Source organism: Arthrobacter sp. Y3225209, assembly GCF_059090685.1.
Window position 1 is genome coordinate 13,296 of record NZ_JBNHFW010000007.1, and the last position, 15,899, is coordinate 29,194.

Annotated in this window: 12 protein-coding genes; 9 read left to right on the plus strand and 3 right to left on the minus strand. The window is 65.4% G+C overall.

The features are described 5' to 3' along the window. Positions 1–78: 78 nt before the first annotated feature. Positions 79–936 carry an SDR family oxidoreductase gene (locus tag AC5RVB_RS05930; RefSeq protein WP_227904312.1) on the minus strand — a complete coding sequence of 286 codons (858 nt, stop codon included), beginning with the start codon at positions 934–936 and terminating at the stop codon, positions 79–81. A 250-nt stretch (positions 937–1,186) separates the two neighbouring features. Here AC5RVB_RS05930 and AC5RVB_RS05935 point away from each other — a divergent pair, with 250 nt between their 5' ends. The 6 genes from AC5RVB_RS05935 (at position 1,187) to AC5RVB_RS05960 (ending at position 9,532) form a co-directional block, all read left to right on the plus strand. Beyond that, a complete protein-coding gene (locus tag AC5RVB_RS05935) occupies positions 1,187–2,782 on the plus strand; it encodes an acyl-CoA carboxylase subunit beta (protein WP_494142207.1) in 1,596 nt (531 codons plus the stop codon). Then, positions 2,779–3,012, plus strand: coding sequence for an acyl-CoA carboxylase subunit epsilon (locus AC5RVB_RS05940; protein WP_227904310.1), 234 nt, complete (start codon positions 2,779–2,781; stop codon positions 3,010–3,012). Before AC5RVB_RS05935 ends, AC5RVB_RS05940 begins: the two co-directional genes overlap by 4 nt. 45 nt (positions 3,013–3,057) lie before the next feature. After that, a complete protein-coding gene (locus tag AC5RVB_RS05945) occupies positions 3,058–4,785 on the plus strand; it encodes a DUF885 domain-containing protein (RefSeq protein ID WP_227928942.1) in 1,728 nt (575 codons plus the stop codon). 181 nt (positions 4,786–4,966) lie between these two features. Further along, complete coding sequence (locus AC5RVB_RS05950) at positions 4,967–6,418, plus strand: dicarboxylate/amino acid:cation symporter (RefSeq protein ID WP_227928941.1); 1,452 nt, start codon at positions 4,967–4,969, stop codon at positions 6,416–6,418. A gap of 118 nt (positions 6,419–6,536) precedes the next feature. Then, positions 6,537–7,172 carry a Maf family protein gene (locus AC5RVB_RS05955; protein ID WP_494142208.1) on the plus strand — a complete coding sequence of 212 codons (636 nt, stop codon included), beginning with the start codon at positions 6,537–6,539 and terminating at the stop codon, positions 7,170–7,172. Positions 7,173–7,726: 554 nt separating this feature from the next. After that, positions 7,727–9,532 (plus strand): acetyl/propionyl/methylcrotonyl-CoA carboxylase subunit alpha, encoded by a 1,806-nt coding sequence (locus AC5RVB_RS05960; RefSeq protein WP_494142209.1) that lies wholly within the window; start codon positions 7,727–7,729, stop codon positions 9,530–9,532. A gap of 74 nt (positions 9,533–9,606) precedes the next feature. Here AC5RVB_RS05960 and AC5RVB_RS05965 read toward each other — a convergent pair whose 3' ends face one another. Both AC5RVB_RS05965 and AC5RVB_RS05970 read right to left on the minus strand, forming a co-directional pair. After that, a complete protein-coding gene (locus AC5RVB_RS05965) occupies positions 9,607–11,025 on the minus strand; it encodes an MFS transporter (protein WP_227904304.1) in 1,419 nt (472 codons plus the stop codon). A 179-nt stretch (positions 11,026–11,204) separates the two neighbouring features. Further along, entirely contained in the window at positions 11,205–12,611 is a 1,407-nt protein-coding gene (locus AC5RVB_RS05970) for an NAD(P)H-quinone dehydrogenase (RefSeq protein ID WP_227904303.1), read from the minus strand. A 93-nt stretch (positions 12,612–12,704) separates the two neighbouring features. Here AC5RVB_RS05970 and AC5RVB_RS05975 point away from each other — a divergent pair, with 93 nt between their 5' ends. The 3 genes from AC5RVB_RS05975 to AC5RVB_RS05985 are packed head-to-tail and all read left to right on the plus strand — an operon-like array spanning position 12,705 to position 15,892. Continuing rightward, complete coding sequence (locus tag AC5RVB_RS05975; RefSeq protein ID WP_227904302.1) at positions 12,705–13,505, plus strand: purine-nucleoside phosphorylase; 801 nt, start codon at positions 12,705–12,707, stop codon at positions 13,503–13,505. Between the two features lie 42 nt (positions 13,506–13,547). Beyond that, complete coding sequence (locus tag AC5RVB_RS05980; protein ID WP_290245397.1) at positions 13,548–15,317, plus strand: phospho-sugar mutase; 1,770 nt, start codon at positions 13,548–13,550, stop codon at positions 15,315–15,317. 17 nt (positions 15,318–15,334) lie between these two features. Beyond that, positions 15,335–15,892 (plus strand): dihydrofolate reductase family protein, encoded by a 558-nt coding sequence (locus AC5RVB_RS05985; RefSeq protein ID WP_494142210.1) that lies wholly within the window; start codon positions 15,335–15,337, stop codon positions 15,890–15,892. The last annotated feature ends 7 nt before the right edge of the window (positions 15,893–15,899 follow it).

Genomic DNA, 15,899 nt, shown 5'->3' on the forward strand with positions numbered 1-15,899 from the left:
GGAGTAGTGCAGTTGCATGCCTTCGATCTTACGCGGGCGCCCGGACATTCCCGGGCGCCCGGCTCAGGACGGAGCGGTTTAGAGGAAGAAGTCCTGCATCAGCTTCTCTGCGGGTACGCCGGGGGCGTAGCGGTCAAAGTCGGTCACGCCCTCCTGGCGCAGCACCTCTTCATCGGTGAAGAAGTTGCCGGTTGAAGAGCGGCTGGGCCGGGTAAGGATGGCATGGGCGGCATCAGCCATGATGTCGGCGCTGCGCGAGGCCGCGGCCAGCTTCTCCCCGCCGGGCATGTTGCGGATGGCAGCGGTATCAATGCCGGTGACCGGCCACAGGGAATTCACGGCAATGCCGTCGTTCTTCAGCTCCTCCGCCAGGCCCAGGGTGGTCAGGGACATGCCGTATTTGGCCATGGTGTAGGCCAGGTAATTGCCCGCCCACTTCGGATCCAGGTTCAGTGGCGGGGACAGGGTGAGGATGTGCGGATTGTCGGACCGGCGCAGGGCTTCCAGCGAGAACTTCGAGAGCATAAAGGTGCCCCGCGTGTTGATGTCCGCCATAAGGTCATAGCTCTTCATGGTCACGGCGTCGGTGCCGGACAGGTCAATGGCGGAGGCGTTGTTCAGGACGATGTCGATCCCGCCGAACTGCTTCACGGTTTCCTCCACGGCGCGTGCAACATCTTCGTCGCGGCGCACATCACCAATGATGGGCAGTGCCTTGCCGCCGGCAGCTTCGAGCTGCTCGGCCGCCGTGTAGACAGTGCCTTCCAGCTTCGGGTGGGGCTCTGCCGTCTTCGCCAGCATGGCGATGTTGGCGCCGTCCGCGGCTGCACGCAGCGCGATGGCAAGTCCGATACCGCGGCTGCCGCCGGACATCAGGATGGTGCGTCCGGCCAGGGACCGCGACGTCGTTTCCGGAGTGTTGTTGGGGATGCTCATAGCATGAGGGTAATGCACCTCACGTCGATGTTACTAGTGAGTAACATCGACGCGTCCGTGTCCGTCCGGACGGCGTCCAACCAACCGTCATGGATACAAATTGTAGGTTTTCTACACTCACTCCCGGCGGACCGGCTCACTAGACTGGGTGAACCGTCACATTCTTTGTGCGGAACCTACTTAACGCCTTGGACGGCCGCCTCCCCCGGATGGCCGGACAGGGTCTGAATCTGCACACCGGAGGCCACCTTTGAGTATTGATCAGGACCTGTTCCTGCACACGACGGCGGGGAAGATCGCGGAGTTCCGCCGCCGCCAGGCAGAGGCCGAGGTGCCCTCCGGGCCTGCCGCCGTCGAGAAGCAGCATGCCCGCGGCAAGCACACCGCCCGTGAGCGCATTGAGCTGCTGGTGGATGCCGGGTCCTTCGTGGAATTCGATGCTCTGGCCGTGCACCGGTCCACCGCCTTCGGGATGGAGAAGAAAAAGCCCCTGGGCGACGGCCTGGTCTCGGGCTACGCCACAGTGGACGGACGGCCCGTGGCGGTCTACGCCCAGGACTTCACTGTGTACGGCGGCTCACTCAGCCAGGTCAACGGCGAGAAGATCGTCAAGGTCCAGGAATTCGCACTGCGCAACGGCTGCCCGGTGGTCGGCATCCTCGACGGCGGCGGTGCCCGCATCCAGGAGGGTGTCGCCTCGCTGGCAATGTTCGCCGATATCTTCCACAACAATGTCCATGCCTCCGGCGTCGTCCCCCAGATTTCCCTGATCATGGGCCCCTCCGCCGGCGGGGCTGCCTACTCCCCCGCGCTTACCGACTATGTGGTCATGGTGGACAAGACCTCACACATGTTCATCACCGGACCCGACGTCATCAAGACCGTCACCGGCGAAGACGTGGACATGGAAACCCTGGGCGGCGCCCGGCAGCACAACGCCAACACCGGCACCTCCACCTACCTCGCCTCCGATGAAGAGGACGCCATCGAGTTTGTCCGGGAACTGCTGGATTTCCTGCCCTCCAACAACCTTGCCGAGGCACCGCTGACGGCCTTCGAGCAGGATCCGGAAGTCACCGACGCGGACCTGGCGCTGGACGAACTGATTCCGGATTCCGCAAACCAGCCCTACGACATCCGTGCCGTGATCGAAAACGTGCTGGATGACGGGCACTTCCTGGAGATGCAGGCCCTCTATGCGCCCAACGTCATCATCGGCTACGGCCGGATAGAAGGGCACACGGTGGGCATCGTGGCCAACCAGCCCATGCAGTTCGCCGGCACCTTGGACATTGCCGCGTCCGAGAAGGCCGCCCGTTTTGTGCGCAACTGCGACGCGTTCAACATCCCCATCCTGACCTTTGTTGATGTTCCGGGCTTCCTGCCGGGCAAGGACCAGGAGTTCAACGGCATTATCCGCCGCGGCGCCAAGCTGCTCTACGCCTATGCCGAGGCCACCGTGCCCAAGCTGACCGTCATTACCCGCAAGGCCTACGGCGGCGCTTACATCGTGATGGGCTCCAAGAAGCTCGGCGCGGACATCAATCTGGCCTGGCCCACCGCGCAGATTGGCGTCATGGGCGCCCAGGGCGCCGTGAACATCCTCTACCGTGCACCGCTGAAGGCCGCCGCCGACGCCGGGGAAGACGTTGATGAGGTCCGGCGCCAATACATTGAGCAGTATGAAGACGAACTGCTCAACCCGTACCAGGCGGCCCAGCTGGGCTACGTGGACGCCGTCATCGCCCCGTCCGACACCCGCCTGCAGCTGATCCGCGGACTGCGGGCCCTGCGGGACAAGCGGGCTTCCCTGCCCGCCAAGAAGCACGGGAACATGCCGCTGTGAGTGTCGAGAACGCACCTTTGGAACCGGCAGCGGCCGAACCACTGCTCTCCGTGCTGGCCGGCAACCCCACGGCGGAAGAGCTGGCAGCGCTGACGGCCGTTGTCGCCGGGCTTGGTTCGCAGGCTCCGGCCCCGGCCGTCCGGCAGCCATACCGGGCGTGGGCCCGGCGACGGATGCTTAGCCTTGCACCCACACCGGGTCCGGGTTCATGGCGGCGCAGTTTCCGCTGACATGAATTAGGCCCCTGCACCCGGTGTGCGGTTAGGCTACCGTCTGTGACCCAACAGACATCATCTTCCGAGTCTCTGCCCGCCGCTGGCCATGTTCCGGTCCGCCAGCCGACCGCCATCGACGCCGTTGCCGATGCGTTCACCAACACCCTCCTGCAGCTGGATCCGTCCTTCGCCACTTCCCTGGGCATCCCGGGAAGGGAGACCGAGTACGCCGATTATTCGCCTGCCGGACTGGAATCCTCTGCCGAAGCCATCCGCGAAACCCTCGGCCGGCTGGACGGCCTGGAACCGGCGGATGACGTGGACCGGGTAACACTGGACGCCATGCATGAACGGCTGGGCCTGGATCTGGAGATCCACGAGTCCGGCTGGGACCTTGCCGACCTGAACAACATCGCCTCCCCGGCACAGGGAATCCGGAGCATCTTTGACCTGATGCCCACGGAAACCGAAGAGCAGTGGCGCCACATTGCCGGCCGGCTGAACAACGTTGATGACGCCGTCGCCGGATACATCACCAGCCTGCGCAGCGGACTGGAGCGTTCGCTCGTGGCTGCGCGCCGGCAGGTGAAGATCGTCATTGAGCAGGCTTCTGCCTACGCCGAGGACGGCGGGTACTTCGACGCCCTGGCAACCAACGCAGCCCTGCCCGGCGGGGAACCGCTGTCCGAGGGGCTGCGTGCGGAACTGCGCACCGGCGCCGAATGCGCCCGCCGCGCCTACCTCAACCTGGCCACCTTCCTTGAAGACGAACTGCTCCCCGCAGCCCCGGAAAAGGACGCCGTGGGCCCGGAACGGTATGCCCTCTTTTCCCGCCAGTTCCTCGGGTCCGCTGTCGATCTGGAGGAAACCTACCGGTGGGGCGTGGAGGAACTGGACCGCATCATCGCCGAGCAGGAAGCCGTTGCCGAACAGATCCGCCCCGGCGCCACCGTGGAGGAAGCCGTCGCCATCCTCAACAAGGACCCGGCCCGCCAGCTGCACGGCACCGAGGAGCTGCGTGCCTGGATGCAGGGACTGGCGGACCGCGCCGTTGAGGACCTGGCCGGTTCACACTTCGAAATCAGCGAACCCATGCGCCGCATTGAGTGCATGATTGCCCCCACCCAGGAGGGCGGCATCTACTACACCGGGCCCAGCGAGGACTTCTCCCGCCCCGGACGCATGTGGTGGTCCGTCCCCGCCGGTGAAGACACTTTCACCACTTGGGCTGAAACCACCACGGTTTACCATGAGGGCGTTCCCGGGCACCATCTGCAGATTGCGACGGCGACTGCTGCCCGCGGGCTGCTCAACGCCTGGCGGCGCAATGTCTGCTGGGTTTCCGGACACGGGGAAGGCTGGGCGCTCTACGCCGAACGGCTGATGGACCAGCTGGGCTACCTGAGCGATCCCGGCGACAAGATGGGCATGCTGGACGCGCAGCGGATGCGTGCCGCCCGGGTGGTCTTCGACATCGGCGTCCATCTGGAACTGGAAATTCCGGCACGCTGGGGCGAGGGTACCTGGACCGCTGAAAAGGGCTATGACTTCCTTCGGCAGAACATGTCCATCAGCGAAGGGCAGCTGAACTTCGAGTTCACCCGCTACCTCGGATGGCCGGGACAGGCCCCCTCCTACAAGCTCGGCCAGCGTCTCTGGGAGCAGATCCGGGACGAAGTCCGCACCCGTGAAGGCGACGCCTTTGATCTCAAGGCGTTCCATACCCGCGCGCTTCAGCTGGGCTCGGTGGGGCTGGACACCCTGCGCAGGGCACTCCTGGACGACTGAGTTCGGCGGTCAAACAGGGATATTGGTCACAGCGGCCCGGGGAATAACCCGGGCCGCTGCCCCGCTGCCCAGATCCGGCGCGGATCCTGACCTCCCGAGCCTGATTGAACTGCGGTTTGCCGGCGTAATATTTCGCAACTTTCGCGCCCGTCTGGTAATGGACTCCGGCTAGAGTCTTTCCGTGACCTCACAGACCTCCTCCCCTGAAACCCCCGCCCGGCGGCTGCCCCGATGGGTGACCTCCTTCGGACCGCAGATCATTGCCGCCCTCATTGCGGGCCTGGCCCTGGGCCTGCTGGCCAAGTCAATGGGCACGGCCGGTGACGAGCCGAACTGGCTGACCACCACCTTGAACACCATCGGCACCAGCTACGTGTCGCTGCTCAAGGCCGCCGTCGTGCCGCTGATCTTCACCGCCGTCGTCAGCTCCATCGCCAACCTGCGCGCCGTCTCCAATGCGGCCCGGCTGGCATGGCAGACCCTGCTCTGGTTCGCCATCACGGCACTGATCAGCGTGGTCATCGGCATCCTGCTCGGTGTCCTGCTGCAGCCCGGCAGCAACGCCGATGTTGAACCGGCCGAGGAGTACCAGGGCAGCCAGGGCAGCTGGCTCGGCTTCCTGACCGGACTGATCCCGGCGAACTTCCTGGGCCTGGGTGCCAGCTCCAAGATGGCTGAATCCGGTGCGCTGACCACCAGCGTCAGCTTCAACGTGCTGCAGATCCTGGTCATCGCGATCGCTGTCGGCATCGCAGCCCTGAAGGTGGGCAAGGCCGCAGAGCCCTTCCTTAACCTGAACGCCTCCGCGCTGGCCGTCATCCAGAAGGTGCTGTGGTGGATCATCCGCCTGGCTCCGGTGGGCACCGTCGGCCTGATCGGCACGGCCGTGGCCACCTACGGCTGGGACACCATCGGCTCCCTGGGCATGTTCGCCCTGACCGTCTACATCGGCCTGGCACTGGTGCTGTTCGGCGTCTACCCGGTGCTGATCAAGGCCCACGGCCTCTCCATCCGCCAGTGGTTCTCCGGCGCCTGGCCCGCCATCCAGCTGGCCTTCGTTTCCCGCTCCTCCGTGGGCACGCTGCCCCTGACCCAGCGGGTCACCGAACGCAACCTGGGTGTCCCCCGCGCCTACGCCTCCTTCGCCGTGCCGCTGGGCGCCACCACCAAGATGGACGGCTGCGCCTCGATCTACCCGGCCGTCTCGGCCATCTTCGTGGCACAGTTCTTCGGCATCGATCTGGGCTTCAAGGAGTACCTGCTGATCGCCCTGGTCTCCGTCCTGGGCTCGGCCGCGACCGCCGGAACCACCGGCGCCGTCGTTATGCTGACGCTGACGCTGTCCACCCTGGGCCTGCCGCTGGCCGGCGTCGGCCTGCTGCTGGCCATCGACCCGATCCTGGACATGGGCCGGACCGCCGTGAACGTGGCCGGACAGACCGTGGTGCCCACCTTGGTGGCCAAGCGCAACGGGCTGCTTGATGCCGGTCTCTACGGCGCCAAGCGACAGGGCGATCCCTTCGCCGACGACTCCGAGCAGATCGAGGTCCCGCAGGTGGACGTACGCCAGGACGCGGCACCCCGCGATGCTGCCCCCAAGGATACGGCCCAGGTCACCGAATCCCGGAGCTGATCCACCCCGCATCCCGAACGCCGGGCCGCCCATTTACCGGGCGGCCCGGCGTTCGGCGTTTTAACGCTGTTCCCCACCGGTTACCGTGCCGGTTCGCGCCAGCACTAGGCTGGATGCCGTGACCAACCCGAACCTGAGCCTCATTCTGGCCTCCGCCTCCCCCGCCCGTACCAAGCTGCTGACCGATGCCGGCATTTCCCACTCCGTCCTGGTGTCGGACGTGGATGAAGATGCCGTCACCGCCCGCTATGGCCTCACCGATCCGCATGACACCGCCCTGCTGCTGGCCCGCGCCAAGGCCGAGGCCGTGGCTGCTCGTCCCGACGCCGAGGGCGCCCTGGTGATCGGCTGCGATTCGGTCTTCGAGTTCGACGGCGAAGCGCACGGCAAACCCTGGGAGGCTGACGTTGCCCGCGAACGGATCCGCCGCATGAGCGGATCCTCCGGCGTCCTGCACACCGGACACTGGCTGGTGGACTGCCGCGACACGGATGAGGACGGCTCGGGAGCGACTCTCGGAGCCGTGAGTTCCGCCGAGGTGCACTTCGCGAAACTCACCGAAGATGAAATCGAGGCGTACATCGCTACGGGTGAGCCGCTGCAGGTGGCGGGGTCCTTCACCATCGATTCCCTCGGCGGCGCGTTCATCGAGCGAGTCGACGGCGATCCCCACGCCGTCGTCGGGCTTTCCGTCTCCACGCTGCGCCAGCTGTTGGCCAGCGCCGGGGTCCGGATTATCGACCTCTGGAAGTAACCCGCTTCAACACCCGCCGGTAGTACAGATAACGGCCTTATCCGGTGTCCAAAAGCGCGTTATCTGTACTATCGATGCCGGCTGAGGCCCCTGGTCATGGCCTGCTGGGCGGTTTTGAGCGGGACCAGGACCAGGCGCGGTGGACCAAAGCTCCGACGGTGCTCACTGACAATCTGGTCTGCCATCACTATGGGTTCATTCCGTGTCAGCATCCCGGCGCAGTCCAACCAGGTGCGGGCAACAGCCGTGGAATGGCTCACGACGGCATCAGGGTCAGATCGATGTACGGCCGGCAGCTGGCCGCAAGACGAAACGACCCGCCCGCAGGCACCCGGATGGAGCCGCTGGGAACGCGGAGATCCGAAGCCCGCAACCTCCCGCGACTTAGCCCCAGCGGTTCAGCGGTCGGCAGGGTGAAGGGTGCGGCAACGACGCCACCTTTGTAGAATCCCCACAACTATCCGGTACCTCCCACGCAGAAACAGCACGCATTATGGCTCATCACCACAAAACCGCGCTAGGCTCCGAACAGATCAAAAGGAGCCAGTGCACCAATGAGCCAGAACACCCCCGAGCCTTCCGCGACAGCCGCCAAGGCACTCACCAAGATCCTCATTGCCAACCGCGGCGAGATTGCCGTACGGGTCATCCGCGCCGCGCGGGACGAAGGCATTGCGGCCGTTGCCGTCTACGCGGATCCCGACCGCGATGCCCTGCACGTGCGCCTGGCCGATGAAGCCTATGCACTGGGCGGCAGCACTGCTGCCGAATCCTACCTGAACATGGACAAAATCCTGGACGCGGCTGCCCGCTCCGGCGCTGATGCCATCCATCCCGGGTACGGTTTCCTGTCCGAAAATGCGGAGTTTGCCGCGCGCGTCATCGACGCCGGCCTCACCTGGATCGGCCCCTCGCCCAGCGCCATCTCCTCCCTCGGAGACAAGGTCCAGGCCCGCCATATTGCCGCCAAGGTCGGTGCCCCGTTGGTACCCGGCACCCCGGACCCGGTGGAAACCGCACAGGACGTGCTGGACTTCGCCGACCGGCATGGCCTGCCTCTGGCCATCAAAGCTGCCTTCGGCGGCGGCGGACGCGGCATCAAGGTGGCACGCAGCCGCGAGGAAATCCCCGAAATGTTCGAATCGGCCGTCCGTGAGGCCACAGCCGCCTTCGGCCGCGGCGAGTGCTTCATTGAGCGTTTCCTCGACGCGCCCCGCCACGTGGAAACCCAATGCCTGGCCGATGCCTACGGCAACGTTGTGGTTGTTTCCACCCGTGACTGCTCCCTGCAGCGCCGCAACCAGAAACTTGTTGAGGAAGCTCCTGCGCCTTTCCTCACCGAAGAGCAGAACGCCAGCCTTTACGCGGCCTCGAAGGCAATCCTCAAGGAAGCCGGCTACCAGGGCGCCGGAACCTGCGAGTTCCTCGTGGGTACGGACGGCACCATTTCCTTCCTCGAGGTGAATACCCGGCTCCAGGTGGAACACCCGGTATCCGAAGAGGTCACGGGCCTGGACCTGGTCCGGGAGCAGTTCCGCATCGCCCGCGGCGAAGCCCTGGGCTACAACGACCCCGAAATCCGCGGCCATGCCTTTGAATTCCGCATCAACGGCGAGGATCCCGGGCGCAACTTCATGCCCGCACCCGGCACGGTCACGGCATTCAAACTGCCCACCGGCCCCGGCGTACGTGTGGACTCCGGCATTGAAGCCGGTGAAACGGTGGGCGGGAACTTCGATTCCATGCTTGCGAAGCTCATTGTCACCGGTGCCACCCGCCAGCAGGCACTGCAGCGTGCCCGCCGCGCACTGGCGGAAATGGATGTGGCCGGTCTGCCTACCGTGCTGCCCTTCCACCGCAGCGTTGCTGCGCATCCGGCGTTCACCGCCGAGGACGCGTTCGGCGTCCACACCCGCTGGATCGAGACGGATTTCGCCAACACGATTCCGGTCTGGGACGGCGAGGCCGGCGCGGCGAACGACGACGACGAGCGCCGCCGCGTGACGGTGGAAGTGGGCGGAAAACGCCTCGAGGTTGTGCTGCCGGCGGGCCTCGGTGCACCGGCAGCGTCCAACGGTGCCCGCAACGGCTCCAACGGCAAGGGCCGGAAGCGTTCCCGCGGTGGCGTCTCCACTGCAGCCGCCGGTGATGACCTGACGTCCCCGATGCAGGGAACCATCGTCAAGGTGGCCGTGGAAGACGGGTCGGCTGTCCGTGAGGGTGACCTGGTGGTGGTGCTGGAGGCCATGAAGATGGAGCAGCCCATCACGGCCCACAAGTCCGGCACAGTCACCGGTCTGACGGCAGCTCCCGGCGCCACGGTCTCCGCCGGCGCGGTCATCGCTTCCATCCGGGACTAGGCCCGGACAGCGCCACATACGAAAGGCCCGGCTCCCCCTGTTCGGGGAGCCGGGCCTTTCGCATGTGAACGGACCTAGGAAGCCTTCACGGTCTCACTTGAGTTGTTCTCGTAATCGACGTCGCGGGTCTCCCTGGTGACGAACAGGGCAATCAGGGTCAGTACGGCCATGGAGCTGAGGTAGATGCCCACCAGCCACGGGCTGCCGTCCGCTGCCTGCCACAGGGCGACGGCAATGAACGGCGCCACGGCTGCGCCCAGGATGGAAGAAACGTTGTAGGCAATGGCTGATCCGGTGTATCGGACGTTCGTGGGGAAGAGCTCCGGCAGCATGGCACCCATGGGACCGAAGGTCAGGCCCATCAGGGTGAAACCGATGATCAGCAGGGTCATCACACCGGCGGTGCCGCCGTCGAACAGCGGAGCGAAGCTGAACCCGAAGAGGAAGATGGCCCCGGTCACGGCCAGCAGCGTCTTGCGGCGGCCGAACTTTTCAGCCAGCGGGCCGGAGACCATCGTGAAGATGCCGAAGAACACCACACCCACAATCAGCATGATCAGGAAGTCGTTGCGGGCGTAGCCAAGGCCGGGGGCAAAGGACTCGGGGTCGAAGATCTTGCCTGCCTTTTCAGCGGCCGCACGGGCCGCCTCCTCGGTTTTCGCTGCCGTGCCGTAGGAGAGGGTGAACGTGGTCATCAGGTAGAAGAGCACGTAGGTGGCCAGCATGATGAAGGTGCCGGCAATCATGGCGCGCCAGCTGAACCGGAAGACCCGGCCCAACGGCAGCTTGCTGACTTCGCCGGAGTCCACGGCCTTCTGGAAGGCAGGGGTTTCCACCAGCTTCATGCGTACGTACAGGCCGATGATGACCATCACGGCGCTGGCGAGGAACGGGACACGCCAACCCCAGGAATCGAACTGCTCGTTGTCCAGGTTGATGCTGAGGATCAGGAAGAGGCCGTTGGCCAGGATGAATCCGATGGGAGCACCCAGCTGCGGGAAGGTTCCCCAGACAGCGCGCTTGTTGGCCGGCGCATTCTCGGTGGCCAGCAGTGCTGCACCGCTCCACTCGCCGCCGAGCGCCAGGCCCTGGGCGAAGCGCATAACCACCAGCAGGGCCGGAGCCCAGAAGGACCAGCCGGACATCTCGGCGGTGGGCAGGCAGCCGATGAGGAATGTGGCAATGCCCATGGTCAGCAGGGATGCCACCAGGGTTCCCTTGCGCCCGACCTTGTCACCGAAATGTCCGAAAATGATCGACCCGAGCGGGCGGGCAATGAAGGCGACCCCGAAGACCGCGAACGAGCTCAGCAGGGCCGTTGCGCCCTCCGCATTGGGAAAGAACAGCCTGGGGAAGACCAGGACGGCGGCGGTCGCATAGACGTAAAAGTCGTAGAACTCGATGGAGGTGCCAACAAGGCTGGCAACTACCACGCGGCTCTTGGAATTGGCCTTTGCCGGCGCCTGCGCCGTGGAGGGATTCGTAGTAGACATTTGGTGGTCTTTCGCAAGAGGAATTGAAGTATCCACATCGTAGGAGCCCGCGTCCGTTATCTGAGACTCGTGTCCACATATTGGACTAATGTTTCTTTCCGGAGCCGCAGACGGCACAAAAAAACCCGCGCCCGGGACGGATATTCCGTCCCGGGCGCGGGATATACAAGCGTAGAACGCTACATGTGTACGTGCAGGCGCCGTGCAGCCTCGGAAATGGAACCGGTGAGGGACGGGTAGACCGTGAAGGTGTTCGCCAGGTCATCCACGTGCAGCTTCTGCGAGACGGCAATGGCAATCGGGAAGATGAGCTCGGAGGCACGCGGTCCCACCACTACACCGCCAATTACCGTGCCGGAGCCCTTGCGCGAAATGATCTTTACGAAGCCCTCCTGCACATCCATCATCTTGGCCCGCGCATTGGTGTGCAGCGAGAGCTTGATGACGTCGCCCTGATAACGGCCTTCGGCGACGTCGGACTCGCTGACGCCTACCGAGGCAATTTCCGGTGACGTGAAGATGTTGGAGGCCACCTGCTTGAGCTTGAGCGGCTTCACGCCGTCGCCCATGAGGTGGGCCACGGCAATACGTCCCTGCATGGCGGCCACGGAGGCAAGGTTGAACACGCCGGTGCAGTCACCTGCGGCGTAGACGTTCGGCGCCGTGGTGCGGGAGACGCCGTCGACCTTGATCTGTCCGCGGTCATCCAGCTGGATGCCGGCTTCCTCAAGCCCGATTCCGGCGGTGTTGGGGATGGCACCCACGGCCACCAGGCAGTGGCTGCCTTCCACGGTGCGGCCGTCGGACAGCGTCACGAGCACGCCCTGGCCGGTATTCTTCACCGAATCTGCGCGGGAACGGTTCAGGACGGTCATGCCGCGGGCCTGGAACACGTCCTCGAGGACGACGGCGGCGTCGGCGTCTTCGCCCGGCAGCACGCGGTCGCGGCTGGAGATCAGCGTGACCTTGGTGCCCAGCCCGTTGTACGCGGAAGCAAACTCAGCACCTGTCACACCGGAGCCGATGACGATCAGGTGTTCGGGCACCTCGGTCAGGTTGTAGATCTGCTTCCAGGTGAAAATGCGTTCGCCGTCGGGCATGGATGTCTCCAGCTCGCGCGGGTTCGCACCGGTGGCGATCAGCAGCGCCTCCGCTTCAACGGTTTCCACGCTGCCGTCCGCTGCCGTGACCTCGATGGTGTGGTTGTCCAGCAGCCGGCCGTCGCCGATTTTGACCTTCACTCCCACCCGCTCAAGGGTGCGGCGGATGTCATTTGACTGCTCCTTGGCCAGTGCCAGCAGACGGTGGTTGACCACCTTCAGGTCTGCGTACACCGGGGACTCGACGTCGCCGAATTCCACTCCGAGGTTTCGTGCAGCGGTCAGGCGTGTCATCACGTCCGCCGTCGCGATCAGCGTCTTGGAGGGGACAACGTCGGTCAGCACCGCGGAGCCGCCCAGGCCCTGCCGCTCTACAACGGTTACGTCCGCTCCGAGGGAAGCCGCTACCAGAGCAGCTTCGTAGCCGCCGGGGCCTCCTCCAAGAATCGCAATTTTCCGGGCAGTAAAATCTAGTTGGCTCGTCACAAGGCTCTATTCTGTCCCATCCAGTGACGGCGCTCAAACGGTGCCCTTTCGCAGTGCGCCCAGCCCCCATCCATTACACGGTAGGTTGGTTAAGTGACTAACGACCCATTTGAACTTGCCCAGCAGGCCGCCGACTACATTGCCGAGCACACTGGCGTGCCCTCCCATGACATCGCCCTGGTCCTCGGCAGCGGCTGGGGGGAAGCGGCCGAGCTGATCGGCGAGACCACCGCAACCCTGTCCGCCGCGGATATTCCCGGTTTCTCGGCCCCCGCAGTGCAGGGCCATGTGGGCACCATCCGCTCCGTACTCACCACTGACGGCAAGCGTGCACTGGTGCTCGGCGCCCGCACCCATTACTACGAGGGCAAGGGTGTCCGCGCCGTCGTCCACGGTGTCCGGACCGCGGCAGCAGCCGGCGCCAAGGTCATGGTCCTGACCAACGGCTGCGGCGGGCTGAACCCGGACTGGCAGCCCGGCACCCCGGTGCTGATCAGCGACCACCTGAACCTCACGGCAACGTCGCCGCTTGAAGGTGCCACGTTCGTGGACCTGACCGATCTCTACTCCTCACGCCTGCGGGACGTTGCCCGCAGCGTGGACCCCACCCTGGATGAGGGCGTCTACGCCCAGTTCACCGGGCCGCACTATGAGACCCCCGCCGAAGTCCGCTACGCCAAGACCATCGGGGCGGACCTCGTGGGAATGTCCACCGCACTGGAAGCCATTGCAGCCCGCCACGCCGGCATGGAGGTTTTCGGCATTTCCCTGGTAACCAACCTCGCCGCGGGCATCAGCCCGGTGGCGCTGAGCCACCAGGAAGTGCTGGAGGCCGGACAGGCTGCCGGTCCCCGTATTTCCAAGCTGCTCGCCGAGATCATCAACCGCATCTAGCCGGCAATCTTCAACCGGCCACCCCAATCGTAGGTACACATCATGACTAGCAACCCCGTTGAACTGGACGCACTCACCGCCGCTGCGCGGGCATGGGCGGACAGTGACCCCGATCCGGACACCGCCCGCGAGCTGCGCTCACTCCTGCGCACCCTTGAAGGCGGTGAAGGCACAGAGGACGAAGTTGCCGCAGCTGCCCTGGACCTGGCAGACCGGTTCGCCGGCACACTGGAGTTCGGCACCGCCGGGCTCCGGGCCGCCCTTGGCGCCGGCCCGCGCCGGATGAACCGGGTGGTGGTGCGGCGCACCGCTGCCGGCATCGCTTCCTTCCTGCAGGAGACCGCCGGGGACAACTGGACCCCAAGCGCGGTCATTGGGTACGACGCCCGGCACAAATCCAAGGATTTCGCTTTGGAAACCGCTGCGGTCTTCGGCGCGGCAGGCATCGAAACCTTCCTGCTGCCCTGCACGCTACCGACGCCGCTGCTGGCCTACGCGGTCCGCGCCCTGGACACGGATGCCGGTGTAATGGTCACGGCGAGCCATAACCCCGCACTGGACAACGGCTACAAGGTCTACCTCGGCGGACGCACCGTGAAGGGGCCTGGCCGCGGCGCGCAGATCGTGACACCCTACGACGCCGAGATCGCGGCACGGATTGACTACTCGACGCCGCTGGGCTCCATCGACCTGGCACCGGACGGCTACACCGAGGTGTCCGAGTCCCTGATTGCGGATTACATTGGAGCGGTGGACCGGCTGATGCATGCCGAGGGCTACCCGGAACGGGACCTGGACATTGTCCTCACACCGATGCATGGCGTCGGCGGAGAGACCATGACCGCGGTGCTGCGCGGTGCCGGGTTCACCAAGGTGAAGCTGGTGCCGGAGCAGGCCCTGCCCGATCCGGACTTCCCCACCGTGGCCTTCCCCAACCCGGAGGAACCCGGTGCCCTGGACCTGGCACTGAAGCTGGCCAAGGAACGAAACGCGGATCTGGTGCTGGCCAATGATCCCGACGCGGACCGCGCCGCTGTCGCGGCAAAGGATCCCGCCACGGATGAATGGCGGATGTTGCGCGGTGACGAGGTGGGTGCCCTGCTGGGCCGCCACATAGCCCGCAGGATTGCCGCCGGACGCTGGAAGGTTCGGGGCGAGAAAACCCGCTCGAATGTGGTTTTCGCGAACTCGATTGTCTCCTCCCGTCTTCTGGCCCGCATCGCCGAGTCTGCCGGGTTCGCTCACCAGGAAACCCTCACCGGCTTCAAATGGATCTCCCGGGTGCCCAAGCTGACCTACGGGTACGAAGAGGCGCTGGGCTACTGCGTGGCCCCGGGCCTGGTCCGTGACAAGGACGGCATCTCCGCCGGTGTGCTGCTGGCGGAGCTGGCAGCCTCGCTGAAGGCCGCCGGGCGGACGCTGTTCGATGAGCTCGACGACCTGGCGCTGGAGCACGGGCTGCACCAGAGTGACCAGCTCTCGGTGCGGGTGGACAACCTTGCCCTCCTCACGGAAATGATGGACCGGCTGCGAGCGAACCCGCCCGCATCCTTCGCCGGCTCGCCGGTGGAAACCGCCGTCGATCTGGCCGAAGGCGCGGACGGCCTGCCGCCCACAGACGGCCTGCGGTACATTACCCGGGATGGCACCCGGGTCATCATCCGTCCCAGCGGAACCGAGCCAAAGCTCAAGTGCTACCTCGAAGTCATTGAACCTGTGGGATCGGCAGACGACCTGCCGGCGGCGCGGTCCAAGGCGCGGGAGTCGCTGGATGCCGTGCTCGCAGATGTCAGGGCGGCCCTGGGACTGTAACCAGGCAGGAGGCCGGCATGGGACGGCTGATCTATACGGCAATCACTTCGCTGGACGGCTATGTCGCTGACGAGTCGGGTTCCTTCGACTGGAGCATGCCCGATGAGGAAGTGCACCGCTTCGTCAACAACCTGGAACGCGGCGTCGGCACGCAGCTCCTCGGCCGGCGGATGTATGAGGTGATGTCCTATTGGGACACCGTGGAGACAGGGAACGAACCGGCGGCCGTGCAGGACTATGCCCGCATCTGGCGGGGAGCGGAGAAGGTGGTGTTTTCCCGCTCCCTCGCCGGAGTCTCCGCGCCGCTCACCCGTCTGGAACGTGAGTTCGATCCGGACGCCGTGCAACGGCTCAAGGCGGAGTCCGACGCCGCTCTCTCAGTGGGCGGAGCGGAACTCGCCGGCCAGGCGCTGCGGAGCGGGCTCGTTGACGAACTGCAGCAGCTGCTCTCCCCCGTGATTGTCGGCGGTGGCCGGCATTTCCTGCCTGCGGGGCTGCGGCTGGAGCTGGACCTGCAGGAGGAGCGCCGGTTGGGTAACGGGGTGGTGTTTCTGCGCTACCTCGTGCGGAACTGACGTCCGG

Bases quoted from the DNA above. Each gene is read 5' to 3' on its own strand.
- AC5RVB_RS05965 (WP_227904304.1), bottom strand. From the start codon at position 11,025: ATGTCTACTACGAATCCCTCCACGGCGCAGGCGCCGGCAAAGGCCAAT.
- AC5RVB_RS05980 (WP_290245397.1), top strand. From the start codon at position 13,548: ATGACTAGCAACCCCGTTGAACTGGACGCACTCACCGCCGCTGCGCGG.
- AC5RVB_RS05960 (WP_494142209.1), top strand. From the start codon at position 7,727: ATGAGCCAGAACACCCCCGAGCCTTCCGCGACAGCCGCCAAGGCACTC.
- AC5RVB_RS05985 (WP_494142210.1), top strand. From the start codon at position 15,335: ATGGGACGGCTGATCTATACGGCAATCACTTCGCTGGACGGCTATGTC.
- AC5RVB_RS05930 (WP_227904312.1), bottom strand. From the start codon at position 936: ATGAGCATCCCCAACAACACTCCGGAAACGACGTCGCGGTCCCTGGCC.